A 25023-nucleotide genomic window follows, 5' to 3' on the forward strand; every position below is an offset into this window, starting at 1 on the left:
AGATCGGTCTCGGCTGGACGGTGGACCTGAAAAAGGGCTGGTTCGTCGGGCGCGACGCCCTGCGGGCGGAAAACGAGCGCGGTCCGTGGCGGCAAATCGTCGGACTGGAAATCGACTGGCATCATTACGAGCACCTTTACCGCCAGGCCGGGTTGCCTCCGCACACACCGTCAGCGGCGTGGCGCGGCAGCGTTCCCGTTTATTCCGAAGGAATTCAGGTGGGATACGCCACGACCGGCGCGTGGTCGCCGGCGCTCAAGAAATACATCGCGCTGGCAACGGTAAAGCGTGAATACGCCGGGCCGGGCACACCGCTGGAGATCGAGACCACGGTCGACCACAGCCCCAAGCGGGCCCGGGCCCTCGTCGTGAAAACCCCGTTTTTCGACCCTCCCCGAAAGCGTGCCTCGTTCGGCTGAAGCCTCCGCCAGGGGTCGCCCGCCCGTCCGGATCGCATCGTCAGCTCGGCGGCCGCACGGGAACACCCCTGGCCTGCAGGTAGCGCTTGCACTCGCGGATCGAATATTCGCGGTAATGAAAGATCGAGGCCGCCAGGGCTGCGCTCGCTTTGCCGTAGGTGAGCCCCTGGTAAATGTGCTCCAGGTTGCCGGCGCCTCCAGACGCGATCACCGGGATGCCGACCCGCTCGGAGACGGCCCTCGTCAGCTCGAGATCATAACCTTCTCTGGTTCCGTCCCGGTCCATGCTCGTCAGCAGGATTTCGCCGGCGCCGCACTCCTCCATGCGCTTTGCCCATTCGCAGGCATCGATTCCCGTGGGTCTGCGCCCGCCGTGCGTGAAAACCTCCCAGTGATCGCCCGCGAGCTTGGCATCGATGGCGACGACGATGCACTGGCTGCCGAATCGCATCGCAGCCTCGCGCACGAACTCCGGGCGAGCCACCGCCGCCGTATTGATCGAGACTTTATCGGCCCCGGCGCGGAGGAGATCGCCGATATCGGCAAGCTGCGTGATGCCCCCGCCTACGGTCAAGGGCATGAAGACCTGCTCTGCGGTCCTTGCGACGACCTCGAGAAGGATCCCACGGTTCTCGTGAGAGGCGGTGATGTCGAGAAAGCAAAGCTCGTCAGCTCCTTCGCGATCATAGAAACGGGCCGCCTCGACCGGGTCCCCGGCGTCCCGCAGACCCACGAACCTCACTCCCTTGACGACCCTCCCGGCCTTGACGTCCAGGCAGGGGATGACCCTCTTCGCCAGCATTTTTATTACGTTACCGAAGGCCGGGAAAGATCTCAACGAGCGCCCCTTTTATTACGCCGGCCTTACTTTAGGCTTGACATGCCGGAACCAATAGGGCTAATAGGAAAGGTCTTCTCTACGACTTTCGATGTAAATGGCTGCGGACCCCTTCCCCACGACCCCAACTGCGTCAACCGGAACCCGGCCGACGTCGATATCGAGGCGTTGCGGGCTCCCCAGATCGGAGTCGCCCGGCGTAAGAGGCTCTGCGGGCAGCTATGCGTCACGCCTCGTACCGCTTCTCGGAAGCACCCTGGCCTTGTTCGCCGGCTGTACGTCTGTGGGGACGGCTCGGCATGAGTTCGTCGGCCGAATCGGCTATTTCGAATACCGCGCGCCGCGCGCCGACCAGCGTGGAATCGTTATCGGTGCGCCGCGCGGGAACGCGGAACCGCATTCCGCTGAATATGCCCGGTGGATCAGCGACCAGACAGGAGCCGGGTTCGTTGTCGCGCACGGGTTTCGTTCCAAGCGGCTCACTGTTTCTCAACCTCTCATCCGTTCCGTGGCGCTTCCTGCAGAAGTCACCGACCCCCTCAAGCGGGGAAGCGTTTACCGGGAGTTCAAGGAGCTACTGCGACGCACCGCCGGGGGGCCGATCCGGTTCTACGTCGGTATCCGGTTCGCTCCGTCGTCGTTCGACACCAATCGCGTCGAAGTCGCAACGGGTGGCCTCGGCTTCGAGGAGATCAGGCTGCTGAAAGCGATGTACGTGGAAATTCGTGACGAGTTTCTGCGGCAGAACGCAGCGCCCAGGATTGAAATGGCCATAGAGCCCCTGGATCAGGTCTCCTGGCAGGTTTCGGGGATCAAGCACCACGGCGTCCTCATGATCGCGGAAAAGGGCGTGAGCCTCCGGCTGCCTTCGCTGCTCTCGGGAGGAGAGATCAAGGCGGTCTACCAAAGCATTCTGGCTTCGTGGACGCAGCAAGCGGTTCGTCTGATTGCGGATGGAGGCGGAGCCATCGATCGGACGGAAGTCCGGCTCGAGAAACTCGGCAGGATCGAAATCACTCGGTCGCTCGAGGAGCAACGCGGGGTGGTCATCGGAGCGCCTCACGGAACCTACGACGAGTTTACCGCGGAAACGGTCAGGCGGATCGGCCACCGGACCGGTCTCGCCACGGTGATTGCCCAGGGGTTTACCCCGACAGAGGCTGGAGGATGGCGAATCAACGTGAATCGACCGACCGAGAAAACTTTCTTCACGAGCGAGTTCGAGCTGCACTCGGAACGCGCTCGGCGGGTCTATGAAGCTTACAAGGCCGCCGTCTTCGAAGCAGCCAGAGGTCCGCTGGCGCTCTACATCGACGTGCACCAGTACGGGCGGGACAAAAAGGTCCAGGTGGCCACTGTGGGGATCAGCAGGGAAGAAGCGCGGTTCGTCAAGCAGGCCTACCGGGCGGTGCGCGACGCCGCTTTGGTCCTCGACCCGGCGGTGGAGAGGATCCCGCTGGTGATTGAGCCGATCGATCCCGTCGAGATCGGGGCCTGGCCGGCGAAAGCCGAGGGCATCCTCGGCCTGGCGGAGAAAAGTCTGCATTTCGAGGTCCCGGGTTACGGCATCCTGTTCGAGCCGAAGTCCAGAGAGCTCTACACCCGGATCTTCAGTGACTTGTTCGCGCTTCTCGCCCGACGGTTTCGAAGCGGAGATGGACCCGGCGGCTGACGGCCGCCGTTCGACCGGGAATTTTCGTATCGCCGAAAGGAGGAACCATGATGAACCCGTGGAGTGCGCTGTTCGTGGCAATGGGACTCCTGACGCCCATGGCTCTCGGCGGTTGCTCGTCGACCACCGCTGCTCGATCCGACACGCAAGCTCCGGCTTCGCGATCCGCTGCGGGCAAGATGCCCGGCGCCAAACCGAGCCAGCAAGCGAGCCGGGCGACCTCCTCGAGCCTGGAGGCTCACCGGGAAGGGAAAACTCCGGCCTCCGGTCCGTTGAAAGAGATTTATTTCGATTTCGACAAGTACGAGCTCCGGGACGACGCGCGCACAACGCTCAAGGCCAACGCCGCCTGGCTGAAGGCCAACCCTTCCGCGCGCGTCGAAATCGAGGGTCATTGCGACGAGCGCGGGACGAGCGAATACAATCTCGCGCTCGGAGCCAAACGCGCCCAGGCCGCCAAGGAGTATCTGCAGTCTCTCGGCATCGAGGCGAAACGTATCTCGACGATCAGCTACGGCGAAGAGCTTCCCGTGTGCAGACAGCAGACCGAGGAGTGTTACCGGCAAAACCGTCGGGACCGTTTCGTCGTGCGCACCGTGCGCCCGGCCTCGTGAGGGCACGGCGAACGCGGCTGACGGCTGCCGCTGAATTCGTCCGCCGCAAGACCGGCGGGTGGGCAAGGGGCGGAGCTTTCGGCCCTTGACAATCTGCTACACCCTAAAGTATACGACTCTAGACCTAGTCAAGGCACCCACAAGGGGAGGATGAGATGAAGAAACTGTTGACCGCGACCGCAATTGTGTATGCGTCGTTTGCCCTGACGTCTTGCAGCGTGCAAGACGATACGGCAAAGGCGCCAGCCGCCCCGGCAGCTCCGGCTCCGGCGGTCAAGGCCGAGGCGAAGCCGCCGGCGAAAGCTAAAGTGGAAAAGGCGAGCGGGGACGTCGGCTTGCTCGATACCGAGAAGAACTACCTCATCCTGGTCACCAAGCAAGGGAAGCTGATCACTTTGGATTTCGATCAGAAGACCAAGGTGACCAAGCTGACTCCGACTCCGGCTAAGATCAGCGACATCGGCCTCGGCTCCGCGGCAACCGTGACTTACACGAAAAACGGGGGCAAGAACATCGCCAGCTCCGTCGAGTACAAGGCCAAGAAGGGCGGGGATTGATCGGGCGGCTTGCCGCGGGATCTTGATTCAGGAAGGAGAGCAACGATGAAAGCACGTTCAATGATCGGCGGGATGGCGATTCTGGCGGCCGTGGCCGTGGCCGCGCCGTTGGCGGCACAGGAAAAAAAGGCCAAGGCCGAGAAGGTCTCCGGGGATATCGGGCTGCTGGACACGGAAAAGAATTACATGATCGTGGTCACCAAGGAAGGAAAGCTCGTCACGATCGACTTCAACCAGAAGACCAAGGTCACGGCTCTCAAGCCGAGCCCGGCGAAGATCAGCGACATCGGCCTCGGCTCCGCCGCCTCCGTGCAGTACACCAAGAAGGGCGACAAGAACTACTTGACCAGTATCGAATACCGCGTCAAGAAAGGCGGGGAATGAGCGAGCTTCTTTGTGCGTCTGGGGACCCGAGATCCCGACACACGGAGAACGTACCGTCCGATTCGCAATCCCTAGGCTGCCTCAACTTTAGCCCTAAGCGGCAGCACAAACGAGATCCTCGTTCCCTTCCCGGGGGAAGACTCGACCAGGAGTTTTCCCCCGTTTTTCTCCATTCTCTCCTTCATCGTAATGAGACCTAGCCCCGGGCCGGCCGGAGGCGTCCCGCCGTTGCTCACAAAGCCCACCCCGTCGTCGCTCAAGCTTCCTTCCAGCGCCTCGCCGCCCTGTTTCAGGATGATCTCCGTCCGGGAAGCCTGGGAGTGGCGAGTGACGTTCATGAGCGCCTCGCGCAGCACGAAGTAGAGGTCCTGCTCGACGGCTTCCGGGACGCTCAGGTTCTCGGGCTCGGTCTCCAGGAGGACGCGCAGGCCGAGCGCGCTGTTCATGAACTTGAGGTCCTCGCGCAATTTTTCCAGCATCATACCGGGAGGAAAAGCCCGGATTTCCTTTCCAGCGAGGAACTCACGGATTTCCTTCATCGCGTTTCTGGTATCGTCCTCGAGAGCGCGAAGCTCCTGGTCCAGCTCCCCGGGGGCGGTCAGATACTGCCGACGGCATCCCTCCAGCCGAAGAATCTGGGTGGCGAGCGTCTGAAGCAGGCCGTCGTGGAGCTCCCGCATGATCCGGCGGCGCTCCTCCAGGGTTGCGACCTCGGCGGCGGTCTTCGAAAGGGCGAGGAGACGCTGGTTTTGTTTGTTCTCGAACTCGCTGATGAATCCGAACATGTAGGCCAGCACTACGAGGTAGGTGGTCCGAACGATGTAGATGTCGACCTCCAGGGGGCTTTCCCAGGCGAACCCGAAGCGCACGTAGCCGTAGAGGATGATGCCGGCGAATGCGGCGCTCAGCCCGCCTTTGATGCCGTAACGCGAGCTCGCCGTGATGACCGGGAACTGATAGTAGACGAAAAACGGCGTGCGCGCGGCGCCCGTCGAGAAAACAATCAGAGAAACCCAGACCAGGTCGAGGCAGGTGGTCACGAACCCGATCTTCCGCGAATCCGGGTTCTCGCGTCGCACCAGATAGAGGATGGCGACGCTGTAGAGGAGAAACCCGCTCAGGGACAGGTAGGAGAGTAACGGAAAGCGCGCGATCCTCAGCGGGTTGATCTGCACGACCGCCATCGCCACGACGGCAAAGGCGACCCTCAACCACGCCAGCCCTTTTTCCTTCTGCAGCAGCCAGTGGTCCTGGGGAGTCATGAGTTCCCTCGCCGAAGCGTTGCGCCGAGACGGCCCTAGCCCCGCGTGCGCCCGATCGCGGGCTCCTGATGCGCTCCGTGTCCCATGATCATGAGAGCGGCCTTGAAGCGGTTGTTGACCTTGAGCTTGTCGAAGATGTTGGTGAGGTGAGTCTTGACCGTTTTTTCGCTGATGAAGATTCTCTTCCCGATTTCCTCGTTCGTCAGCCCTTCGGCGACCAGCTTGAGGATCTCCAGCTCGCGGCGCGTCAGGCTCTGAATGACGGGGCTTTCGCCGGCGGCCTGGACGCTGTGGAGCTGCCCCTGCGCGATCTCCTCGAAGGCGTCCGCCGCGGGCATTTCCTTGTCGACCCAGAGGCCGCCGCCGTGCACGGTTTTGATCGCCTGGAGCAGCGTGGTGAAGTCGATTCCCTTGAGAACGTACCCGCGCGCGCCCCCTTTCGCAGCGTTGAGGATGTTTTCATCCTCCGAAAAAGCTGTCAGGATCAAGACCTTGGTCGCGGGGTGCTTGTCCTTCACCTCCAGCAACGTTTGCACCACGTCGCCCTTGGGCATCTTGAGATCCAGCAGCAAGACGTCCGGCTTGGTGCGTTCCACCACCTTCGCCACCTCGTCTCCCCGCGAAGCTTCCCCGACCACGAGGATATCCTTCTCGAGGGCGAGCAGACGGCGGATTCCTTCCCTGAAGAGCGTGTGGTCGTCGGCGAGTACGACTTTGATCGGTACCATCTTCATCCCCCCTTATGAGCAAGGGCAAAATACCTCAAATCGCCCGCGGATCAAACCGCCGAATTCATACCGCGAATTGCTCTAAGACTCCAGTCCCATGGATCGGGAAGATCGCGCCGATTTCCCGGCTAAAAATACTACGTAAAGCGTATTGAGATGAAGAGGTCGCCGGGATAATTATCACATCTATTTCATAACAGCATTGGCAGGAGGAAAGATGAAGAAGGTGTTGCTCTCGACGGCTCCGATCGCAAGCTGTCTGCTGCTCGCGCTGTCGTCTTGCGCGGTCCAGGACGATACGGCAAAGCCGGCCGCGCCGGCGGCGCCCGCGCCCGCCGCGAAAGCGGAAGCGAAGGCGGAAAAAGCGCCGGCCAAGGCAAAGGTCGAGAAGGCACGCGGTGACGTGGGACTGCTCGACCTGGAAAAAAACTACATGATCCTGGTGACCAAGGAGGGCAAGCTCATCACGTTGGATTTCGATCAGAAGACCAAGGTGACGCGGATCACTCCCACGCCGGCGAAGATCACGGACATCGGGCTCGGCTCCTCGGCGACCGTGATGTATACCAAGGAGAACGACAAGAACGTCGCTACCAGCCTGGAGTACGTGCCGGCGAAAGGCGGGGATTGATCCGCTGGCGCACAATTCGGACTGACCTTAACGACGCATTGACACAAGGAGAGGGATCATGAGACTGCATCGGAAAGGCTTGGGCGCGCTGGCGGTATCGCTGGCCGTTCTGGCGGCGGCGCCGCTCGCGGCGCAGGAGAAAAAGGCGGAAAAGGGCAAGGCGAAGGCCGAAAAGGTCGTCGGGGACATCGGCCTGCTCGATACCGAGAAGAACTACATGATCGTGGTCACCAAGGAGGGCAAGCTGGTGACCATCGACTTCAACCAGAAGACCAAGGTGACCGAGCTCAAGCCGAGCGCGGCGAAAATGTCGGACATCGGGCTCGGGTCCTCGGCGACGGTCCAATACACGAAAAAAGGCGAGAAGAACCTGCTGACGAGCATCGAGTTCATACCGGCCAAAGGCGGCGATTGACCCCCGTCGGCGCACGGAAGAAAAGAAAAAGGGCTTGGAGATTCCAAGCCCTTTTTTCTTTCCGCGACGGCAGAAAGCCTGCTCAGGAACCTTCCTCTTCGAAGTCCGTGATGATCAGCCGGCGGTAGCCCCGCTCGTCTTCGAGCGTCTTCTGCCGCTTGGTCTCCTTTTCGTTCTCCTCCTGACACTTCACGCAGAGGCGGGTGAACGGCAGGACCTTCAGGCGTCCGAGCTGGATCTCGCCCTCGCAGCTCTCGCAGATGCCGTAGGTCTTGTCCTTGATCCGCTCGAGGGCCTCGTCGATGGCACGCAACTTTTCCCGTTCCCGGTCGTTGAGGATAAAGTTGATTTCCCGGTCCCGCTCGTCGCTGGCCAGGTCATAGGTATCACGCCCCTCGTCCTTGACGCCTTCGCTCTCACCCCGGACGCGGCTCTGGATTTCCTTGAGGAGCTGTTTTTTGGTCTCCAGGAGCGTTTCCTCCGCCTCCTTCAGGAAATCCCGGCGCATTTTCTTTTCTTTTTCCGGATCGGTCTTAGGCATGGATTGTTTCACCCATCAAATCGTACTCGGAGGCGCCCGTTATTCTGACGTCCGCGATTTCCCCGGGCCTGGGCGGCTTGCTTGCCTCGAAGGCTCGTAAGAGGACTACGCCGTCCACTTCCGGAGCATGGGCTTGCGTGCGTCCGGTAATCTCGCCGGACTCGGAATCAATGCCGTCAATCATAACCCGCTGGATAGTGCCAATCAAGGCCTCGTTCTTCTTTCTCGAGATGGCGGCTTGAAGCTCCATCACCTCCTGCCAGCGCCGCTCGATTTCCTGCTCATCGATCTTGTCGGGCAGGAGGGCTGCCGCCGTGCCCTCCTCGTCGGAGTACCTGAAGACGCCCAGGCGCTCGAACTCCGTTTCCTCGACGAACGCCAGCAGCTCCTCGAAGTCCTCCTCGGTCTCCCCGGGAAACCCCACGATGACGGAGGTCCGCAGGGTGAGCCCCGGCACGGCGTTTCTCAGCCGGGCCACCGTTTCCCGTACGGCGCTGCCGCTCTTTCCGCGGCGCATCGCCCGGAGAATCCGGGCGCTCGCGTGTTGCAGCGGGATGTCGAGGTACCTGCAGATCTTTTCTTCGCTCCGCATGAGCGCGAGGAGGCGATCGTCGAGGAAATTGGGATAAGCGTAGAGAAGGCGGATCCAGAACTCGCCTGGAATCCTTACGAGCGCCTCCAGGAGGCCGGCAAGGGTCGTTCCGTCCCGGCGGTCCCGCCCGTACGCGGTCAGATCCTGGGCGATCAGGTTGATTTCCCGGACCCCGCCCTCCACCAGCCGGGCCGTCTCCCTCACCACCGAGTCGATGCTCCGGCTGCGATGCGGGCCGCGGAGTTGCGGTATGATGCAAAAAGCGCACTTGTGATCGCATCCCTCGGAGACCTTGACGAAAGCAGTGTGGCTCGGAGAGCTGCGCAGGCGGGGGGTCGCGTCGTCGTAGAGGTAACTGGGGACGCCTATCCACTGGCGGCGGGCGCGGCCCGATTCGTGCGCCCGCAGGATTTCGCCGATGCGCGGAACCTCTCCGGTTCCGATGAAAAGATCGACCTCGGGGAGCTCGCGCGCGAGCTCTTCCGGATAGCGCTGCGAGAGGCACCCCGCGACGATCAGTTTCCGGAGCCTTCCCGTTTTCTTGAGCCGGCCGAGCTCTATGATCGTGTCGATCGATTCGACCTTGGCCTCACCGATGAACCCGCAGGTGTTGACCAGGACGATGTCGGCCTCCGCGGGGTCGTCGACCACGGCGTAGCCGTCCCGCTGGAGCAAACCCGCCATTACCTCGGAATCAACGAGGTTGCGGGCGCAGCCCAGGCTTACGATGTTGATCGATCTCCTACTGGGACCCATGGCCAAGCTCGACGAGGTCGGCGCCGGCCGGGATCTGGAAGCGGAAAAGCGAGTCCTTCACCCCGACCCCCTTTCGTATATCCGAGAACCGGACGGTCGTTAAGTTACCGGCTGCATCACGGATGCTGGCCCAGAGAATCTCGGTTGCGGCGCGGTTGACCCCGAGGAGGATCTCGCTGAATCCCCGAGCTTCCCCCTTGGGTTGCAGACGCAGCACGTGCTGGGACTCTTCGGTTGCCTTGAGCGTTACGGTGAAGTCTCTTTTCAGGTTCCCGATCCCCAGCAGGAAGGAAAGGGGGATGTCGGATCGAAAGGCGCTTTTCAAGGGGGTTTTGATCACCTGGTTCTGCTCAGGCTGATAGAAATAGAGATGGTCCCCGTCGGCGAGGACGAACTGACCCTGCGGCTCCTGGTAGAGCCAGAGCATCTTTCCGGGTCGTTTGAAGGACACCCGCCCTCGGGCCTTGAGGCTGCGGTTGAGCGTCTTGACCTCGGTTTCCTGGAGAAAGCCCGCCACGAAATCGGGGGTCGCTTCATAGCTTTTCTGCAGCGTATCGGCGATCGCTGCCGCCGCCCCCGACTCGGCGCCGCCCGCAAGCGCGGCTCTGGCGACGAGAAGGAGCGCCGCCGGCCAGACCGCAAGACGGCTTCGAGCCTCATCCTTCGATTTTCCTGGCATAGACCTCCCGCGGCTTGGCGCCGTCCGCCGGTCCGACCACGCCGTCCCGCTCCATTTGTTCTATCATGCGGGCCGCTCGGTTGTAACCGACCCTGAGCCGACGCTGCAACATCGAGATGGAGGCCTGCTGCGTCTCCGTGACGATCGCCACAGCCTGGTCGTACATCTCGTCGTACTCGTCCGCACCGGCCGCGACTTCCGCTTCTTTCTTCATCTCGAGCACCTCGGGGCGGTACCGCGGTCGGCCCTGTTCCCGGATGAACTTCATGACCTTGCGCACCTCCTGATCGGAGACAAAGGCTCCATGGACCCGGATCAGCCGTGCGGTTCCCGGCGGCAAGAAGAGCAGGTCCCCGTTCCCCAACAGCTTTTCCGCCCCCATCGAATCCAGAATCGTGCGCGAATCGACCCGGGAAGTCACCTGAAACGAGATGCGAGCGGGGAAATTGGCCTTGATCAGCCCCGTGATCACGTCGACCGAGGGGCGCTGCGTTGCGAGGATGAGATGGATGCCGGCGGCGCGCGCCTTCTGCGCCAGGCGGGTAATGTATTCCTCGATGTCGCGCCCCACGGTCATCATCAGGTCCGCCAGCTCGTCGATGACGATCACGATCCGCGGCAGCCGTTCGTGGACGAGAGGCGCCTCGCCCTCGGGCTTGGCGGCAGCCTCGTTTGAGCCCTCGGCCGCCTGCGCATCGGTCAGCTCGACGACAGGCTTTTTCGCGGCGCCTTCCTTTTCGAGCGTTCTGTTGTAATTGTCGATGTTGCGCGCGCCCTTTTCCCGCATCAGCCGGTAGCGCCGGTCCATCTCGTCCATTGCCCAGAAGAGCGCCGCCGCGGCCTTTTTGGGATCGGTGACGACGGGAACCAGGAGGTGCGGGATTCCCTCGTAGACCGTGAGCTCGAGCATTTTCGGGTCGATCATGATGAACTGGACGTCCTGGGGAGTGCAGCGAAAGAGAATGCTCAGCACCATTGCATTGATGGAAACGGACTTCCCCGTACCCGTGGCACCCGCGACCAGCAGGTGAGGCATCCTGGCGAGGTCGGTCACGAAGGCGGCGCCGCCGATATCCTTGCCGAGGGCGAGGGTGAGCCCGGAGTCGGCCGTCCGGTAGGCGGCGCTTTCGATGATTTCCCGCAGGAACACCGTCTCGCGCCTCGGATTCGGGATCTCGATGCCAACCACGGATTCTCCCGGGATCGGAGCAAGAATGCGTACGCTCACCGCCCGGAGCGCCATCGCCAGGTCATCCGCGAGCGTCACGATGCGCCTGACCTTGACGCCCGGCGCGGGCTTGAATTCGTACATCGTGATCACCGGGCCAGGCCGCACCGCGACGACTTCGCCGTCGACGCCGAAATCGGCGAGCTTCCTCTGCAGGATAATGGAGTTGGCCTGCAGCGTCTCGGTGTCGATCTTGAGCTGCTCTCCTCCGGGAGGATCGAGAAGGTCCGGCGGGGGGAGCTTGTAGCCTTCACCGACCGCGGGGAGCTGGAACTGCTCCGGGGGGGGCGCCGGCTTTTTGCCCGGTTTCTTGGCCGGCTCCTCTTCGACCTCCTGCCTGAGAAGAATCGGAGGAGGCGTATAGTCGCGCCTTTGGCGGCGCGCGTTCCCGCCCCGGCGGCTTTCCCGCCGCTCGCGAAGTTCACGGATCCGCCGGCCGACGACGGAAACCACCGCCTTGCGGAGGATGACCGCTCTTTTGGCCGTGCTCGAAGCGATCTCCAGGATGGAGCTTTGCGTGAAAAGCATCAGCGAGAGCACCAGGGCGGTGAGACTGATCAGGGTCGCGCTCGTCCGGCCGAAGAGGGGCACAAGGACGCTCTGGTCGAGAAATCCGCCGACGATTCCGCCGGCCTCGCGGGCGATTTCGGATTCGCGGAAGATATCGAGCAGGACCGCGACGCTCAGCAGAAACATGCCGAGCCCCGCCGCTTTGACCGGGGGAATTCCCCGGACTCCGGAGCGAAAGACCTCGACGGCGAGAACGCACAGGAAGACGGGCAGAAGATAGGAGGCGAAACCGAAGCCCTGCAGCAGCAGGTCGGCCAGGTAAGCGCCGATAAAGCCGACACGGTTGCGCGTTTCGAAGGCGCTCGCCGAGGTATTGAGGGACGGATCCCCGGGATGGTAGGTGACCAGGCTGATCGTGATCAGGAGCGCGCCCGCGCCGATCATGACCGCCCAGATCTCGCGATTGAGCCGATCTTTCCCCATGGACGCTACCGCGGGCTACATTTCCAGAATGTAGGGCAGAACAACCGGCCGGCGCTCCAGCTTTTTTCGGAAATAACGGCGCAGCGTCTTTCGAACCTCCTCCTGGAGCTCGGAGGGATCCTGCCGCGTCTCGCGATTCATCTCGTTGATCGCTTCCAGGACCGCTTTTCTCGCCTGGTCAAGGATTTCGGCGCTCTCTTCCTCGCGGACGAAGCCGCGCGAGATCAGGTCGGGTCCGGCGACGATCTCGCCGGACTGCTGGTGGACGGCCATGATCGCGATCACGACCCCGTCCTCGGAGAGGTGGCGCCGGTCGCGAATGACCACGTCACCGACGTCGCCCACGCCTCGGCCGTCGACGAAAACCCGGCCGACGGGGACGGGCTCGACTCTGCGCGCCTCCTCGGGCGTAATTTCCAGCACGTCGCCGTTTTCGAGAATGAAGCAGTTCTGCTCGGGCACGCCCGCTTCCTGTGCCAGACGACGGTGGCGCACCAGATGGCGGTACTCTCCGTGAACCGGCACGAAGTAGCGCGGCCGGGTGAGCTGGAGCATCGTTTTCAGCTCCTCCTGGCTCGCGTGGCCCGAGACGTGGACCGCGGAGACCTTCTCGTAGTAGACCTCGGCCCCGCGCCGGTAAAGATGGTTGATGACGTTTGCGATCGTCTTCTCGTTTCCGGGGATGAATTTCGAGGACAGGATGACCGTGTCCCCGCGCTCGATCTTGATCGATTTGTGGTCGTCCAGGGCGATGCGATGGAGCGCGGAAAGCGGCTCACCCTGGCTGCCGGTGGTGAGCAGCGTAACCCGATCGGCCGGCAGGTCCTGCCAGCGCTCGTGTTCCACGAGAAATTCGCGGGGCGGGCGCAGATAGCCCAGATCACAGGCGATCTGGCTGTTGCGGATCATGCTCCGGCCGCTGACGACCACGCGCCGGCCGTAGCGCTCGGAGAGGTCGGCGACCTGCTGGATTCGCGGAATGCTCGAGGCGAAAGTCGACACGAGAATCTTGCCGCGGCTCTGGGCAAAGATCGTCTCCAGCGTTCCGCCGACTTCTCGCTCCGACGGGGTATGGCCCGGACGCTCGACGTTGGTGGAGTCCGAAAGGAGCAGGAGCACCCCCTGTTGGCCCCGGGCGGCCAGGCTTTGAAAGTCGAAGGCCTCCCCCTCCATCGGCGTGTTGTCGATCTTGAAGTCGCCCGTGTGGATGACCGTTCCGACCGGGGTTTCGACGGCGAGCGCCAGGCAGTCCATCAGGCTGTGGGTGACGCGAATCCCCTCGATCCGAAACGGCCCCACCTCCCAGGGCTCGCCGGCGCGGATCTCCCTGAGGTCGGCGTCCTCGAGGTCGTGTTCTTTGAGCCTGTTGCCGAGCAGGCCCAGGGTGAGCCGGGTGGCGAAAACCGGCACGGAAAGCTGGCGCAGGACATAGGGCACGGCGCCGATGTGATCTTCGTGGCCGTGGGTCAGCACCATGGCTTTGAGGGCGCCTTTTCTCTCGAGGAGGTACGAGAGATCCGGAATCACCAGATCGATGCCGAGATGATCCGCGCCCGGGAACATGACGCCGCAGTCGATCGCGATGGCTGCGCCGCCGTACTCGAGCACCATCATGTTGAGGCCGAACTCGCCGAGGCCGCCGATGGGGACGATGCGCAGGGGGTCTTTCATCGAGCTTTTCGAACGCTGCTTCCCGCCAGCGGCTCCATCGGGTGGCGCCGCGGCACCGCCGACACCTCCTTGTCGGGAGGCGGGCGGAGGTTTTTTTCGATTTCGGCCCGGACTTCGGCCATCAGGCTCCGGATGGCTCCGACGCGCCGCTTCGCCGACACCGGCTCGCCGATCACCACCTCCACCGGGCCCGGCCGCACGCGCCACGCGCCTGCGGGCAGAAGGGCGCCGGTGCCGTTGATCGTCACGGGCACGATCGGGGTGCCGGTCTGAACCGCGAGCACGAATCCTCCGCGCTTGAACGGCAGCAACGCTCCGGTGCGGCTACGGGTTCCCTCGGGAAAAACCACGATCGAAATGCCGGCACGCAATTTCTCTTCGGCTTCAGCCAGGCTTCTCGCGGCCTCGGTCCGGTTCGCGCGATCGATCGTGATGTGTTTCGACGCCCGCAGGGCCCAGCCGAAGAACGGCACCCGGAGCAACTCTTTTTTGGCGATCCAGCGAAGCTGGAACCCCGGCAGGCTCTGGACCAGCACCGGAATGTCGATATTGCTCTGGTGGTTGGCGATGAAGATGTAGCCTCGCGCCGGATCAATACGGTCCAGGCCGCGCACCTGAACCGAGACTCCTGTAACCTTGAGGATGAACCACGTCCAGAACCGTCCGATGCGGTACGCTCGCTTTCCGTGAGGATCCAGCATGCCGATGGCCATCGTCAGCAGCGCGGCCAGAACGGTCACGGCCGCGATCAGGGCGAGCTTGAGGACGTAAATCATCAAGTAGCGTTAAGATTGCCGACGAAAAGCCGCCGAGAACAGGCGAGCTGATTCTAATTCACGGACGGTGAAAAAGCAACGAAAGGACCCGGGCCGGGCGAAAACGGCCGCGCAAGGAAGCGGCCCTTCCAGGCGAGGATTTCGGTTGACTAACGGGTGAGGGGGCGGTAATTTGACTTCACCTTCCTGCGCCCGATTCGGTCGCCACTCGGAGGTCCAGATGTCGGTGAACAAGGTCATTCTGATCGGCAACCTCGGCAAGGATCCGGAGGTGCGTTTTACCAACAACGGCCGGGCGGTGGCGCGATTTCCAATCGCCACCTCCGAAGTATGGATGGATGCCGACGGGACCCGGCAGGAACGGACCGAGTGGCACAACATCGTCGTATGGGGAAAACAGGGCGAGACCTGTGGCCAGTACCTCGCCAAGGGGCGGCAGGTGTTCGTCGAAGGCAGCATTCGGACGCGGAGCTACGACGACAAGAACGGCAACAAACGATACATCACGGAAATCGTCGCGCAGCGCATCCGCTTCCTCGGAGGCGGCGGCGGGACGCGCGTCGCGCCGGAAGCGGAGTCTGCAGGCGACGACATGGCCGGAGCCGCGCAGCCGCCCATCGACGACGACATTCCTTTCTGAGGCAGGTTCTTTTTCCCGGCAGGTTTTTTGGGTGCCCGCGCTCTGAAGGCCGGCTTTCGTCGGTCGCTTCGCCGGTGGCGCGAGGCGGTCGCTCAGACGAGATTTCTCGGCCGTCCGGCAAGGAAAGCCTCGATATTTTCCCGAACCTCGTCCAGCAATCTCTGCCGCGCCTCGCGCGCGCTCCAGGCCGTATGCGGGGTGACGATCAGGTTCGGCAGCTCCTTCGCCGCTTCGGTCATCGGATGTCCGGGCGGCGGGGGCTCGACGGAAATGACGTCGACCGCAGCGCCGGCCAGGCGTCCGTTGCGGAGCGCCTCGATCAGCGCCGGCTCGTCGATCAGCCCGCCGCGCGCGGTGTTGATCAGGAAGGCGGTCGGCTTCATGAGGTCGAGGGTCGCGCGGTTGATCAGATGTCGCGTTTGCGGGGTGAGCGGACAATGCAGGCTCACGAAGTCGGATTCCTGGAGCAGACGGGCGAGGGGGAGGCGGTCGCTTGCGACCGGCGAATCGGGACGGCCGGCGACGACCACGCGCAGGCCCAGCGCCCGGGCGATCCCGGCGACCTCTTTGCCGATGTTTCCGTAGCCGACGATCCCGAGGGTCCTTCCGTGAAGCTCGCTCGACGGATAGTCGAGCAGCGTGAAGACGGGGCTTCGCTGCCAGCTGCCAGCGCGAACCGCGGCGGCGTAGCGGCTGACCGAGGTCGCCAACTCGAGCAAGAGGGCGATCGTGAACTGAGCGACCGAACGGGTCGCGTAGCCAGGGACGTTGCAGACGCCGATTCCCCTGGCGCGAGCCGCATCGCGGTCGATGATGTCCGTTCCGGTGGCAGCCACCGCAATCAGCCGGAGATCCAGGGCTTCGGGAGCCTGGAGAATCTGGCGGTCGAGCGGCACCTTGTTCGTTACGGCGACCGATCGTCCCGAGAGCCGGCTCGGGAGCTCCGCCGGAGACGTGGTCATGTAAACCGCGCAGTCCCATCGCCGGAACGGCTCCAGGGAAATGTCGCCGTAGGTCGCGGCGTCGAGAAAAACCAGGCGCGGCACGAGAGCCGTCATGCGGAGTTTTTCGCGGACCGTTCCGAGCTTTTCGCCTCTTCCCAGAGACGATCCAGCTCTTCCGGCGAAGCGCAGGCCGGTGAGCTTCCGGCTTCGCGCAGCCTGGCTTCGATGTAACGGAACCGGCGGATGAAACGCTCGGTGGCGTCGGTAAGGACGTCCTCGGCCTGCAGGCCGAGGAAGCGCGAAAGATTGACGAGCGCGAAGAAGAGATCGCCCAGCTCCTCGGCGATGCGCGTCTTGTCTCCCGACGCCCGGGCGTCGCGCAGCTCCCGGAACTCTTCTTCGAGCTTGTCCCAGACCGGATCGATGGCCGGCCAGTCGAAGCCGACACGCGACGCCCGTTCGGTCACCGCCTGGGCGCGCGCGAGCGCCGGAAGCGACCGCGGCAGGTTTCCCAGGATCGAGGCGGAAGCCGTCTCCTTTTCATCGGCTTTGAGGTCTGCCCAGCGTTTGATGACCTCCGCCGAGTCCCGAAGCGGCTCTCCGCTGAAAACGTGGGGATGGCGGCGAACCATTTTCTCCCGGAGCTGGCGGATGACGTCCGCGGCGGTGAATTCGCCCTTCTCCGCCGCGAGCTGGCAGTGAAAGACGATCTGGTGTAGGACATCGCCCAGCTCCTCGCGGATACGGGCCGGATCGCCGTCGCGCAAGGCCTCCAGGGCTTCGTGGGTTTCCTCGAGGAGGAAAGGTCGCAGCGTCTCGTGCGTTTGCTCCTTGTCCCAGGGGCAGCCCTGTTCGCCGCGCAGCCGGGCCATCGCCGCAAGCAGCTCGACGAACTCCTCTGCCGCTTCCCTGTGATTCACCGGACCCTCCCGCCGGGTCAAGAAACTTTTTTCTGCCGCCGGCGCGTGGTAGATCTTACGTGCCCGATGCGACGATGTCCAGCCGAAACCACGTGCGAAAGGAGCAAAGGAGGTTATGCCGAAGGCGACGTTGGACGGACTCGAGGTTTATTACGAGATCTACGGCTCCGGGCCGCCGCTCTTGATGCTCGCTCCGGGTGGCTTCGACGCGACCATAGAGAAGTGGCGCACGGCGAGCGCCTGGACGGGCCTCGACGCGCTGCAAACGCTATCGGCCGGGCACCGGCTCATCGTGTACGATCGGCGCGAGTCGGGGAGATCCGGGGGGCGGGTGGAAAGGATCGGCTGGTCGAGTTACAGCCGGCAGGCGAAGGCTCTGCTCGACCACCTGGGGATCGACGCCGCCCACGTCATGGGGGGATGCATGGGCTGTTCGGTCGCGCTGTCGTTCGCGGTCGACTATCCGTCGGCGACGCGATCGCTGGTGCTCCACTGGCCGGTCGGCGGATACCGCTGGAAGGCGGCCGGGCTGGAACGTTTCGCCCGACACTATCGGTTCACCGCGGAGCGCGGGCTTGCCGCCGTAGTCGAGCGGGCGCGCACCGGAAAGAGTTTCTGGGCCGATCCAGAGGCCGGACCGTGGGCGTCGGTGATCGATCAGGATGAGGAATTCGCCCGCGGCTTCTCCGCGCTCGACCCGGAACGCTATCTGGGGATCGTCACGACCAGCGGCCGGGCCCTTTTCGACCGGGACACGGCGACCGGCGCCGAGCCCGAGCAGCTCCTCGGGGTCAAGGCACCGGCCCTGATCGTGCCTGGCGATGACGCGTCGCACGCCACTTCGGCCGCCCATTACCTGCGAGAATGTCTGCCGAACGCGACCTTCTGGAACATCGCCCTGCAGGAGCAGACGACGCGCAAGATCTGCGATCGGGTGCTCGAGTTCTGCCGCACGCACTAGCCCCGCGCCGTGTCGTCTTGAGCTCCCGGCGTTCGCCGGGGTGGACCCTCTGGAGGAAATCTGGTAGACAGAGGCGGATTTTTCCGAACCATCTCATCAGGAGGCTGTTTTTATGGACGTGACGACCCGCACGATCCAGCTCGACACTACGGACGGAAAGATGGACCTGTTCGAGGCGCGTCCGAAAGACGGTGGATCCTATCCCGGAGTGGTGGTGTTGATGGAAGCTTTCGGGCTGAACGACCACATCAGGAACGTCACCGAGCGGATCGCGCGCGAAGGCTATCTCGCCGTCGCTCCGGATCTTTACCACCGCGAAGTCGAGCGAGTGGTGCCGTACAGCGAGCTGCAGAAGGCGATCGCCATGATGAACCGGCTGCAGGACCCGAAAGTGATGGACGACGTCGGAGCGGCCATTCGCCACCTCAAGTCGCAGAGCGATCTCAAAGGGGGTGCGGTGGGCGTCGTCGGGTTCTGCATGGGCGGGCGCTTCACCTACCTCGCGGCCGCGCACCACTCCAGAGACGTCAAAGCTGCGGTCTGCTTCTACGGCGGGGGCATCCCGATGGGCAATCCGAGCCCCCTGTCGCGGACCGGCGAGATCGCCTGTCCGATCTGTCTGTTCTTCGGCGAAAAGGATCCGCTCATCCCGAAGGAGCACGTGGACCGGATCAAGGCCGAGCTGATGGCGAAGGGCAGGAACTTCGAGATGGTCGTCTATCCCGACGCCACCCACGGCTTCTTCTGCGACGAGCGGCCGAGCTATCACGAGGCTTCAGCCCGCGACGCCTGGGAGAAAACCAAGGCCTTTTTCGCTCGGCACTTGAGATAGTCCGCCACCGCGCTCCGCGGGGCGAGATCCCCGCGAGGACTCCCCGGCGGCGCCCGAGGGCTCGAAGGTGAAGGCGGGCAAGCATCGCGACGAGGTTACGGTCGGGCTGATTCAAATGGCCTGCGGGCGCGATCCTGCGGCCAATTTCGCGAAGGCGCTGCAGCGAATATCGACGGCGGCCGGACGCGGCGCGCAGATCGTCTGCCTTCAGGAGCTGTTTCGTTCGCGGTACTTCTGCCAGAGCGAGGATATCCGCAACTTCAAGCTCGCTGAGCCCGTTCCCGGCCCGAGCACCGAGGCGCTCGGCCGGCTGGCGCGTCAGCTGAGCGTGGTGATCATCGCCTCGCTCTTCGAGAAGAGGTCGGCCGGTGTCTATCACAACACCGCGGTCGTGATCGATGCGGACGGCTCGCTGGTCGGGAAGTACCGCAAGATGCACATCCCCGACGATCCGTTGTATTACGAAAAATTCTACTTCACGCCAGGAGATCTCGGCTTTCCGGCATTCGAGACCCGTTACGCGAAGGTGGGAGTGCTCGTCTGCTGGGACCAGTGGTTTCCGGAAGGCGCCCGGCTCGCCTCGCTGGCGGGGGCGCAAATTCTCTTCTACCCGACCGCGATCGGCTGGTTGCCCGGCGAGCGGCGCGAAACCGCCCGCGACCAGCGGGCGGCCTGGGAGCTGATCCAACGCTCTCACGCGATCGCCAACGGCGTTTACGTCGCGTCGGCCAACCGGGTCGGCCCGGAGGGGAAGCTGAGATTCTGGGGCAACTCCTTCGTCGCCGGCCCGTTCGGGGAATTGCTGGGCCGGGCCGGCACCGTGCGGGAGGAGATCCTGATCGCGCGGTGCGACCTGCGCCGGATCGACATCACGCGGCAAAGCTGGCCGTTTCTCCGGGACCGTCGCGTCGACGCTTACGGCCCGCTGCAGTCGCGAGTCATCGAGGAATCGAGTCGCCACTGACGGCGAGGCAATGGCGGGAGCGTCCCTGAAATCCGATACCCCGCGGTCCCTGGGCTACGCGATGCCGGCCGAGTGGGCTCCGCACGAGGCCACCTGGCTTTCCTGGCCGCACAACTCCCAGACCTGGCCGACCCAGATCGAGCGCGTGCGGGCGGCGTGGGCAACGATGGCCGCCGCGCTCACCCCGCACGAGCGGGTCTGTCTTCTGGTCAACGACGCCGCGGAGGAGGCGGATGCGGCCGCGCGTCTGAGGGCGGCGGGAGCCGACGGGCGCAACCTTCGCTTCTTCAGGATCCCGACGGTGGACGTCTGGATTCGCGATTACGGGCCGACCTTCGTCCTGGGCTCCGGCGCTGCCCCGCTCGCCTGCAACGACTGGATCTTCAACGGATGGGGAGGGAAGTATCCTGGATACGAGAGGGATGACTCGGTGGCGGAAGCGATCGCTTCCGCTCTCGGGGTGCCGGTGTTCAGGCATCCGGTCGTGCTCGAGGGCGGATCGTTCGACGTCAACGGAGCCGGGAGCTGCCTTACGACCGAACAGTGCCTTCTGCACCCCAACCGCAATCCCTCCATGGACCGGCGCGAGATCGAGGAATTCCTCAGGGCCGCGCTCGGCTTGAGCCACGTCATCTGGCTCGGCGAGGGCGTCTGCGGCGACGACACCGACGGCCACGTCGACGACATCGCGCGGTTCGTGAACGAGCGGACTGTGGTCTGCGCCCTCGAGGAAAATCCGCGCGATGAGAACTACCGTGCGCTCATGGACAACTACGAACGGCTCAAGGCGGCTGCGGATCAAGACGGCCACAGGCTGGAAGTGATTCCGCTGCCGTGTCCCCGGCCGATTTTTTTCGAAGACGCGCGGCTGCCCGCGAGCTACGCGAACTTCTACATCGCCAACGGGGTCGTCCTCGTTCCGACGTTCGACGATCCGGCGGACGCTCGGGCGCTCGGCGTCCTGCGGGAGCTTTTTCCCGACCGCGACGTCGTTGCCGTTCCATGCACGGACGTGGTGGCCGGCCTCGGCGCGGTTCATTGCGTAACCCAGCAGCAGCCCCGGGTTTTTCGCCGCGGCCCTTGACATCGCGGCGGCATCGTTCCTATTCTACGCGTTGTATGGGCCAGCTGATCCAGCTCGAGGCGCTGCACCAGGCGCGCCGACGCCGTTCGGAAAAAATCAGCATGGAGCAATGCGTGCAGCTGCTCGAGTGGAACTTGAAGAAGAGCCTCGACGACTATTTTTCTTCGCCGCGCGAGGAGCGATCCATACGCGCCACACAGATCCGCAAGCTCAGCGAAATCCTGGAATACGCGCTGAGACTGCTCTAGTCCTGCCACGATCCGACGTGGAGCCTTTCGGTTCATTTATGGTCCCCGGTTTGTCCCGCCTTGGAAAACGCCTCTCCCGCGCTCATGCGAGCTTTGGGGCCGTGGAACGGCGGCTCGGGCAGCGCGGCGGGAGGCCGCTCCCCACGGCCGGACCGGATCCGAAGGTTTCCGCACCGAACCCGCCGGACGGCGGTGCCGGATAGCGAGGACGGCTGAGGGGGCGGCGAAATGCGCTTGAGCCTGTTCACTCGGCTGTTCATCGGGTACGTCGCGGTTTTCGCTCTGGCGGGCGCCGTCGGTCTTTACGCGATCGAAGAGCTCCGGGGACTCGACCGCATCACCCGCTCCATCCTCGAGAAGGACAACCGCATCGTCGAATTCGAGAAGCGACTCGCAGACAGCCACCTCTCGATGGTGCGCTACGAGCGCAAGTTCGTGATCACCAGGGATCCCGTTCTGTTTCGGGAGTTCGAGCGCTTTCGTGGAGACTTCGAGCGCGCCCTCGACCAGGCGTCGGCGGTGGCCGAGACGACGGTAAGGCCATTGCTCGACGCGGTGCGGGCCGTGCATCAACGGTATCTGGAGGTCCTCGGCGAGGAGCTGGAAAGCGTCAGGGCGGACCGGCCGTATCCCGCCGCCCGGATCAAGAGCGAGAAGGACAGGCTCTCCGATCAGATCCTCGCCGGGCTGGAGAAACTGAAATCCGAGCGCCACCGCGAGATGCTGGAAAAGGTCGGAGAGCTGGCGGAAGCCGGGGCGCGGGCGCGGCGGGTCGCCGGCGGCGTCACGATCGCCGGGCTCTTTTTCATTCTCCTCGTCTCGCTCGCCATCACGCGCAGCGTGACGCGGCCGGTTTCGCTCCTCAAGAACAAGACCGGCGAGATCGCCAAGGGACGATTCGACGGAGATTTGCGCATCGTTTCTCCGCCGGAGATCTCCGAACTCGCCGCGTCATTCAACCTGATGTGCCGGAAGCTCAACGAGATCGACAGGATGAAGGCGGATTTCTACGCGTCGATGTCGCACGAGCTGCGCACGCCGCTTACTTCGATCAAAGAGGGAACGGGGCTTCTCCTGGATGGAATCGGGGGGGAGACGACGGAGCGCCAGAAAAAACTCCTGAGGATTATCGCGGAGGAAAGCAACCGGCTGATCGGCCTGGTGAACTCGCTCCTGGACCTTTCCAAGATGGAAGCGGGGATGATGAGCTACAGTTTCCGCAGAAGCAGCCTGGCCCCGCTCATCCATCAGGCCGTCGGCGAGATCGTACCGTTGGTGGAAGCGAAGCAGATCAAGCTCGAAACGGAGATTGCCGGAACGCTTCCCGACCTCAACCTCGATCCGGAGCGGATTTTGCAGGCGCTCCGCAATCTCATCGGCAACGCGGTGAAGTTCACGCCGAAAAACGGCCTGGTTCGCATTGCCGCGGAGGCGGTGGACGGGAAGGTTCGCGTCTCGGTGAAGGATACCGGACCGGGAATTCCTCCGGAAAACCTCGGCACGATCTTCGAGAAATTCCAGCAGGCCAGACCCCAGGGCCCGTATTCCGCCAACGGAACCGGCCTCGGGCTCGCCATCGCCAAGCACATCATAACCTCTCATTCCGGGGAGATATGGGCCGAAAACGATCCAGAGCAGGGCAGCAGGTTTACCTTTGCCTTGCCCTTTTGACCGTGCTCTCGGGCTGCGCGCTCTTCCGGCCGCCTCTCGAGCCCAAGCCGGTCGAACCGCCCGAGCCGATCGTCCTGCCGCCGGAGCCCCCTCGTCCGCCGGGCATAATTTCTCGGGAAACCGCCGAGGAGCGGGAGCGGCGGGAAGCCCGGGAGCGCCTCGCGCTGGCCCAAAATTTGCTGTCGAGCGGTGATTACGAGGCTGCGCTCCGCGAAAGCCAGCGGGTAGTGGAACTGATGAGGGACAAGGCACCGGCCGACGCGGCGGTTTTCAACATGGGACTGATCTTTGCCCATCCCAAAAACCCCAAGCGGGACAACCGGCGCGCCATTGCCTACTTCAACCGGGTCATCAAGAACTATCCTGAAAGCGGCCTCGCCGAGCAGGCGCGGATCTGGGTGGGCGTTCTGGACGGCGTGGAGAAGTTGAAGCAGGTGGATCTGGAAATCGAAGAGCGAAAAAGGGACCGTTCGCGGTAGGAAGGGCCATGGCAGGCGGACGTATACTGGTCGTGGATGACGACGCCAACCTGGTCGAGCTGGTGAAGATGAGGCTCGAAGCCTCGGGTTTCGACGTCACCACGGCGATGACCTCGCAGGAGGCGCTGGACGCGGTTCGAGCCAAGCCGCTCGATCTCTGCCTCTTCGATCTCATGCTCGCGAACGGCAACGGCATCTCGCTGATGGAAGAGGTTCACTCGGTCATACCCGACATGCCCACGATCATCCTGACGGCGCACGGGTCGATCGAGAGCGCGGTCGAGGCGATGCGTCGGGGCGCCTACAGCTATGTCACCAAGCCCTTCGATCCGCGTGACCTTCTCCTGCAGATCGACCGGGCGCTCGAGCACCGCCGGCTCAATACCGAGATCCGGCGGCTCAAGGAGCTGCTCGAAGAGAAATACAACTTCGACAACATCATCGCCCGAAGCTCGAAAATGCGCGCGGTGCTGGATGTCGTGACGCGCATCGCCAAGCTCGATTCGACCGTCCACATTCACGGGGAAAGCGGCACGGGCAAGGAACTGATTGCGAAAGCCATTCATCTGGCGAGCGGAAGGAAAGACAAGCCCTTCGTGGCGCTGAACTGCGCCGCGCTGCCGGAGACGCTTCTCGAAAGCGAGCTCTTCGGTCACGAGAAAGGGGCCTTCACCGGCGCGCTCAAGAGCACCAAGGGGCTTTTCACGCAGGCCGACGGCGGGACGTTGTTCCTCGACGAGATCGGCGACATGCCGTTGTCGACGCAGTCCAAGCTGCTGCGCGTCCTGCAGGAACGACAGTTCTATCCGGTCGGCAGCGAGGTCGCGGTCGAGGTCGACGTCCGAGTGATCGTCGCCACCAACAAGGACCTCGAAGAACAAGTTCGCAAGGGCCTGTTCCGCGACGATCTCTTCTACCGAATCCACGTCATTCCGATCCATCTGCCGCCGCTGCGGGAAAGAAAAGAAGACATCGTGCCGCTCGTGGAAAGCTTCCTCAAGAAGTTCAGCCAGCAGATGAAAAAGGACGTGAAAGGAATCGCTCCGGAAGCGCTGCGAAAATTGATGCTCCACGACTGGCCGGGAAATGTCCGGGAGCTGGAGAATACCATCGAGTACGCCGTGGCCATGACCCAGAAGGACCTGATCACCGAGGATTACGTCCTGCAGGCCAGGAACGCCCCGGTGGAAGCTGCGGAAAAACCGGATCGGGAGGCGGCCCGCGGGGGAGCCGACGGGTTGCGTCCGCTGAAGGACGCCCGCGACGCCTTCGAGCGGGACTACCTGGTGCAGGTGCTGTCAATGACCGAGGGAAATGTGAGCCAGGCCGCCAGGCTCGCCGGCAAGTACCGAGCGGATTTCTACGACCTGCTGAAGAAACACGACCTCAAAGTGGAAGCCTTCAAGCGCGGAAAATCGACTCTCGCAAACTGAGCGCATCCCCCGCCTTTGCACGGAAAATACCCCTACAGCGGTGTAGGGAAAATCATACGATTCTTGCGGCTGCACATCTGAGCTGTTCGAT

Annotated in this window: 27 protein-coding genes; 16 read left to right on the forward strand and 11 right to left on the reverse strand. The window is 63.4% G+C overall.

What is annotated here, in order from left to right:
• A partial coding sequence (locus VNN77_19410) for a glycine cleavage T C-terminal barrel domain-containing protein (protein ID HXG53574.1) occupies nucleotides 1-419 on the forward strand: 419 nt, incomplete at its 5' end.
• A gap of 40 nt (nucleotides 420-459) precedes the next feature.
• Here VNN77_19410 and hisF read toward each other — a convergent pair.
• Nucleotides 460-1221, reverse strand: a complete 762-nt coding sequence (hisF, locus tag VNN77_19415) for an imidazole glycerol phosphate synthase subunit HisF (protein HXG53575.1) — start codon at nucleotides 1219-1221, stop codon at nucleotides 460-462.
• Between the two features lie 544 nt (nucleotides 1222-1765).
• On the opposite strand from hisF, the gene VNN77_19420 reads away from it, so the two are divergent.
• The 4 genes from VNN77_19420 (at nucleotide 1766) to VNN77_19435 (ending at nucleotide 4484) form a co-directional block, all read left to right on the forward strand.
• Nucleotides 1766-2929 carry a hypothetical protein gene (locus VNN77_19420; GenBank protein HXG53576.1) on the forward strand — a complete coding sequence of 388 codons (1164 nt, stop codon included), beginning with the start codon at nucleotides 1766-1768 and terminating at the stop codon, nucleotides 2927-2929.
• 50 nt (nucleotides 2930-2979) lie between these two features.
• Entirely contained in the window at nucleotides 2980-3543 is a 564-nt protein-coding gene (gene pal / locus VNN77_19425; protein ID HXG53577.1) for a peptidoglycan-associated lipoprotein Pal, read from the forward strand.
• A gap of 155 nt (nucleotides 3544-3698) precedes the next feature.
• Nucleotides 3699-4100 (forward strand): hypothetical protein, encoded by a 402-nt coding sequence (locus VNN77_19430; protein HXG53578.1) that lies wholly within the window; start codon nucleotides 3699-3701, stop codon nucleotides 4098-4100.
• Between the two features lie 45 nt (nucleotides 4101-4145).
• Nucleotides 4146-4484: a hypothetical protein gene (locus VNN77_19435; GenBank protein ID HXG53579.1), complete on the forward strand. Its 339-nt coding sequence runs from the start codon at nucleotides 4146-4148 to the stop codon at nucleotides 4482-4484.
• Between the two features lie 71 nt (nucleotides 4485-4555).
• On the opposite strand, the gene VNN77_19440 is transcribed toward VNN77_19435, so the two are convergent.
• Nucleotides 4556-5746: a sensor histidine kinase gene (locus VNN77_19440; GenBank protein HXG53580.1), complete on the reverse strand. Its 1191-nt coding sequence runs from the start codon at nucleotides 5744-5746 to the stop codon at nucleotides 4556-4558.
• A 35-nt stretch (nucleotides 5747-5781) separates the two neighbouring features.
• Nucleotides 5782-6474, reverse strand: coding sequence for a response regulator transcription factor (locus VNN77_19445; GenBank protein HXG53581.1), 693 nt, complete (start codon nucleotides 6472-6474; stop codon nucleotides 5782-5784).
• A 217-nt stretch (nucleotides 6475-6691) separates the two neighbouring features.
• Between VNN77_19445 and VNN77_19450 the strand changes: the two genes are divergently transcribed.
• Nucleotides 6692-7105 (forward strand): hypothetical protein, encoded by a 414-nt coding sequence (locus VNN77_19450; protein HXG53582.1) that lies wholly within the window; start codon nucleotides 6692-6694, stop codon nucleotides 7103-7105.
• A gap of 58 nt (nucleotides 7106-7163) precedes the next feature.
• Entirely contained in the window at nucleotides 7164-7520 is a 357-nt protein-coding gene (locus tag VNN77_19455; GenBank protein ID HXG53583.1) for a hypothetical protein, read from the forward strand.
• An 82-nt stretch (nucleotides 7521-7602) separates the two neighbouring features.
• On the opposite strand, the gene VNN77_19460 is transcribed toward VNN77_19455, so the two are convergent.
• Genes VNN77_19460 through VNN77_19485 form a run of 6 tightly spaced genes read right to left on the reverse strand, consistent with a single transcriptional unit; the run spans nucleotide 7603 to nucleotide 14756 of the window.
• Nucleotides 7603-8061 carry a TraR/DksA C4-type zinc finger protein gene (locus VNN77_19460; protein ID HXG53584.1) on the reverse strand — a complete coding sequence of 153 codons (459 nt, stop codon included), beginning with the start codon at nucleotides 8059-8061 and terminating at the stop codon, nucleotides 7603-7605.
• Nucleotides 8054-9409, reverse strand: a complete 1356-nt coding sequence (rimO, locus tag VNN77_19465) for a 30S ribosomal protein S12 methylthiotransferase RimO (GenBank protein ID HXG53585.1) — start codon at nucleotides 9407-9409, stop codon at nucleotides 8054-8056. The genes VNN77_19460 and rimO overlap by 8 nt, the downstream gene beginning before the upstream one ends.
• The gene (locus tag VNN77_19470) at nucleotides 9396-10088 is read right to left on the reverse strand and encodes an outer membrane lipoprotein carrier protein LolA (GenBank protein ID HXG53586.1); all 693 of its coding nucleotides are present in this window, start codon (nucleotides 10086-10088) and stop codon (nucleotides 9396-9398) included. The genes rimO and VNN77_19470 overlap by 14 nt, the downstream gene beginning before the upstream one ends.
• Complete coding sequence (locus VNN77_19475; protein ID HXG53587.1) at nucleotides 10066-12309, reverse strand: DNA translocase FtsK 4TM domain-containing protein; 2244 nt, start codon at nucleotides 12307-12309, stop codon at nucleotides 10066-10068. Before VNN77_19475 ends, VNN77_19470 begins: the two co-directional genes overlap by 23 nt.
• Nucleotides 12310-12324: 15 nt before the next feature.
• Nucleotides 12325-13980 (reverse strand): ribonuclease J, encoded by a 1656-nt coding sequence (locus tag VNN77_19480; GenBank protein ID HXG53588.1) that lies wholly within the window; start codon nucleotides 13978-13980, stop codon nucleotides 12325-12327.
• A complete protein-coding gene (locus VNN77_19485) occupies nucleotides 13977-14756 on the reverse strand; it encodes a lysophospholipid acyltransferase family protein (GenBank protein ID HXG53589.1) in 780 nt (259 codons plus the stop codon). Before VNN77_19485 ends, VNN77_19480 begins: the two co-directional genes overlap by 4 nt.
• Before the next feature lie 220 nt (nucleotides 14757-14976).
• Here VNN77_19485 and VNN77_19490 point away from each other — a divergent pair, with 220 nt between their 5' ends.
• Nucleotides 14977-15396: a single-stranded DNA-binding protein gene (locus tag VNN77_19490; protein HXG53590.1), complete on the forward strand. Its 420-nt coding sequence runs from the start codon at nucleotides 14977-14979 to the stop codon at nucleotides 15394-15396.
• Between the two features lie 92 nt (nucleotides 15397-15488).
• On the opposite strand, the gene VNN77_19495 is transcribed toward VNN77_19490, so the two are convergent.
• Both VNN77_19495 and mazG read right to left on the reverse strand, forming a co-directional pair.
• Nucleotides 15489-16454, reverse strand: coding sequence for a D-2-hydroxyacid dehydrogenase (locus VNN77_19495; protein ID HXG53591.1), 966 nt, complete (start codon nucleotides 16452-16454; stop codon nucleotides 15489-15491).
• Entirely contained in the window at nucleotides 16451-17260 is an 810-nt protein-coding gene (gene mazG, locus VNN77_19500; GenBank protein HXG53592.1) for a nucleoside triphosphate pyrophosphohydrolase, read from the reverse strand. The genes VNN77_19495 and mazG overlap by 4 nt, the downstream gene beginning before the upstream one ends.
• Nucleotides 17261-17375: 115 nt before the next feature.
• Here mazG and VNN77_19505 point away from each other — a divergent pair, with 115 nt between their 5' ends.
• The 8 genes from VNN77_19505 to VNN77_19540 all read left to right on the forward strand — a co-directional run bounded on the left by VNN77_19505 (nucleotide 17376) and on the right by VNN77_19540 (nucleotide 24932).
• The gene (locus tag VNN77_19505) at nucleotides 17376-18221 is read left to right on the forward strand and encodes an alpha/beta hydrolase (GenBank protein HXG53593.1); all 846 of its coding nucleotides are present in this window, start codon (nucleotides 17376-17378) and stop codon (nucleotides 18219-18221) included.
• 112 nt (nucleotides 18222-18333) lie between these two features.
• Nucleotides 18334-19053: a dienelactone hydrolase family protein gene (locus VNN77_19510; GenBank protein HXG53594.1), complete on the forward strand. Its 720-nt coding sequence runs from the start codon at nucleotides 18334-18336 to the stop codon at nucleotides 19051-19053.
• Between the two features lie 115 nt (nucleotides 19054-19168).
• Nucleotides 19169-20017, forward strand: coding sequence for a carbon-nitrogen hydrolase (locus VNN77_19515; GenBank protein ID HXG53595.1), 849 nt, complete (start codon nucleotides 19169-19171; stop codon nucleotides 20015-20017).
• Between the two features lie 10 nt (nucleotides 20018-20027).
• Nucleotides 20028-21101 carry an agmatine deiminase family protein gene (locus VNN77_19520; protein HXG53596.1) on the forward strand — a complete coding sequence of 358 codons (1074 nt, stop codon included), beginning with the start codon at nucleotides 20028-20030 and terminating at the stop codon, nucleotides 21099-21101.
• Nucleotides 21102-21136: 35 nt separating this feature from the next.
• Nucleotides 21137-21349: a hypothetical protein gene (locus VNN77_19525; GenBank protein HXG53597.1), complete on the forward strand. Its 213-nt coding sequence runs from the start codon at nucleotides 21137-21139 to the stop codon at nucleotides 21347-21349.
• A gap of 228 nt (nucleotides 21350-21577) precedes the next feature.
• Nucleotides 21578-23020, forward strand: coding sequence for an ATP-binding protein (locus tag VNN77_19530; GenBank protein HXG53598.1), 1443 nt, complete (start codon nucleotides 21578-21580; stop codon nucleotides 23018-23020).
• A complete protein-coding gene (locus tag VNN77_19535; GenBank protein ID HXG53599.1) occupies nucleotides 22963-23499 on the forward strand; it encodes a tetratricopeptide repeat protein in 537 nt (178 codons plus the stop codon). The genes VNN77_19530 and VNN77_19535 overlap by 58 nt, the downstream gene beginning before the upstream one ends.
• Before the next feature lie 8 nt (nucleotides 23500-23507).
• Nucleotides 23508-24932: a sigma-54 dependent transcriptional regulator gene (locus VNN77_19540; protein ID HXG53600.1), complete on the forward strand. Its 1425-nt coding sequence runs from the start codon at nucleotides 23508-23510 to the stop codon at nucleotides 24930-24932.
• The last annotated feature ends 91 nt before the right edge of the window (nucleotides 24933-25023 follow it).

Source organism: Candidatus Zixiibacteriota bacterium, from assembly GCA_035574315.1.
Classification (GTDB): Bacteria; Desulfobacterota; Binatia; order UBA9968; family UBA9968; genus DATLYW01.

Coding starts and splice junctions, on each gene's coding strand:
- hisF (HXG53575.1), bottom strand. CDS start 1,221: ATGCTGGCGAAGAGGGTCATCCCCTGCCTGGACGTCAAGGCCGGGAGG.
- pal (HXG53577.1), top strand. CDS start 2,980: ATGAACCCGTGGAGTGCGCTGTTCGTGGCAATGGGACTCCTGACGCCC.
- VNN77_19430 (HXG53578.1), top strand. CDS start 3,699: ATGAAGAAACTGTTGACCGCGACCGCAATTGTGTATGCGTCGTTTGCC.
- VNN77_19435 (HXG53579.1), top strand. CDS start 4,146: ATGAAAGCACGTTCAATGATCGGCGGGATGGCGATTCTGGCGGCCGTG.
- VNN77_19440 (HXG53580.1), bottom strand. CDS start 5,746: ATGACTCCCCAGGACCACTGGCTGCTGCAGAAGGAAAAAGGGCTGGCG.
- VNN77_19445 (HXG53581.1), bottom strand. CDS start 6,474: ATGGTACCGATCAAAGTCGTACTCGCCGACGACCACACGCTCTTCAGG.
- VNN77_19450 (HXG53582.1), top strand. CDS start 6,692: ATGAAGAAGGTGTTGCTCTCGACGGCTCCGATCGCAAGCTGTCTGCTG.
- VNN77_19455 (HXG53583.1), top strand. CDS start 7,164: ATGAGACTGCATCGGAAAGGCTTGGGCGCGCTGGCGGTATCGCTGGCC.
- VNN77_19460 (HXG53584.1), bottom strand. CDS start 8,061: ATGCCTAAGACCGATCCGGAAAAAGAAAAGAAAATGCGCCGGGATTTC.
- rimO (HXG53585.1), bottom strand. CDS start 9,409: ATGGGTCCCAGTAGGAGATCGATCAACATCGTAAGCCTGGGCTGCGCC.
- VNN77_19470 (HXG53586.1), bottom strand. CDS start 10,088: ATGCCAGGAAAATCGAAGGATGAGGCTCGAAGCCGTCTTGCGGTCTGG.
- VNN77_19475 (HXG53587.1), bottom strand. CDS start 12,309: ATGGGGAAAGATCGGCTCAATCGCGAGATCTGGGCGGTCATGATCGGC.
- VNN77_19480 (HXG53588.1), bottom strand. CDS start 13,980: ATGAAAGACCCCCTGCGCATCGTCCCCATCGGCGGCCTCGGCGAGTTC.
- VNN77_19485 (HXG53589.1), bottom strand. CDS start 14,756: ATGATTTACGTCCTCAAGCTCGCCCTGATCGCGGCCGTGACCGTTCTG.
- VNN77_19490 (HXG53590.1), top strand. CDS start 14,977: ATGTCGGTGAACAAGGTCATTCTGATCGGCAACCTCGGCAAGGATCCG.
- VNN77_19495 (HXG53591.1), bottom strand. CDS start 16,454: ATGACGGCTCTCGTGCCGCGCCTGGTTTTTCTCGACGCCGCGACCTAC.
- VNN77_19505 (HXG53593.1), top strand. CDS start 17,376: ATGCCGAAGGCGACGTTGGACGGACTCGAGGTTTATTACGAGATCTAC.
- VNN77_19510 (HXG53594.1), top strand. CDS start 18,334: ATGGACGTGACGACCCGCACGATCCAGCTCGACACTACGGACGGAAAG.
- VNN77_19515 (HXG53595.1), top strand. CDS start 19,169: ATGGCCTGCGGGCGCGATCCTGCGGCCAATTTCGCGAAGGCGCTGCAG.
- VNN77_19520 (HXG53596.1), top strand. CDS start 20,028: ATGGCGGGAGCGTCCCTGAAATCCGATACCCCGCGGTCCCTGGGCTAC.
- VNN77_19525 (HXG53597.1), top strand. CDS start 21,137: ATGGGCCAGCTGATCCAGCTCGAGGCGCTGCACCAGGCGCGCCGACGC.
- VNN77_19530 (HXG53598.1), top strand. CDS start 21,578: ATGCGCTTGAGCCTGTTCACTCGGCTGTTCATCGGGTACGTCGCGGTT.
- VNN77_19535 (HXG53599.1), top strand. CDS start 22,963: ATGGGCCGAAAACGATCCAGAGCAGGGCAGCAGGTTTACCTTTGCCTT.
- VNN77_19540 (HXG53600.1), top strand. CDS start 23,508: ATGGCAGGCGGACGTATACTGGTCGTGGATGACGACGCCAACCTGGTC.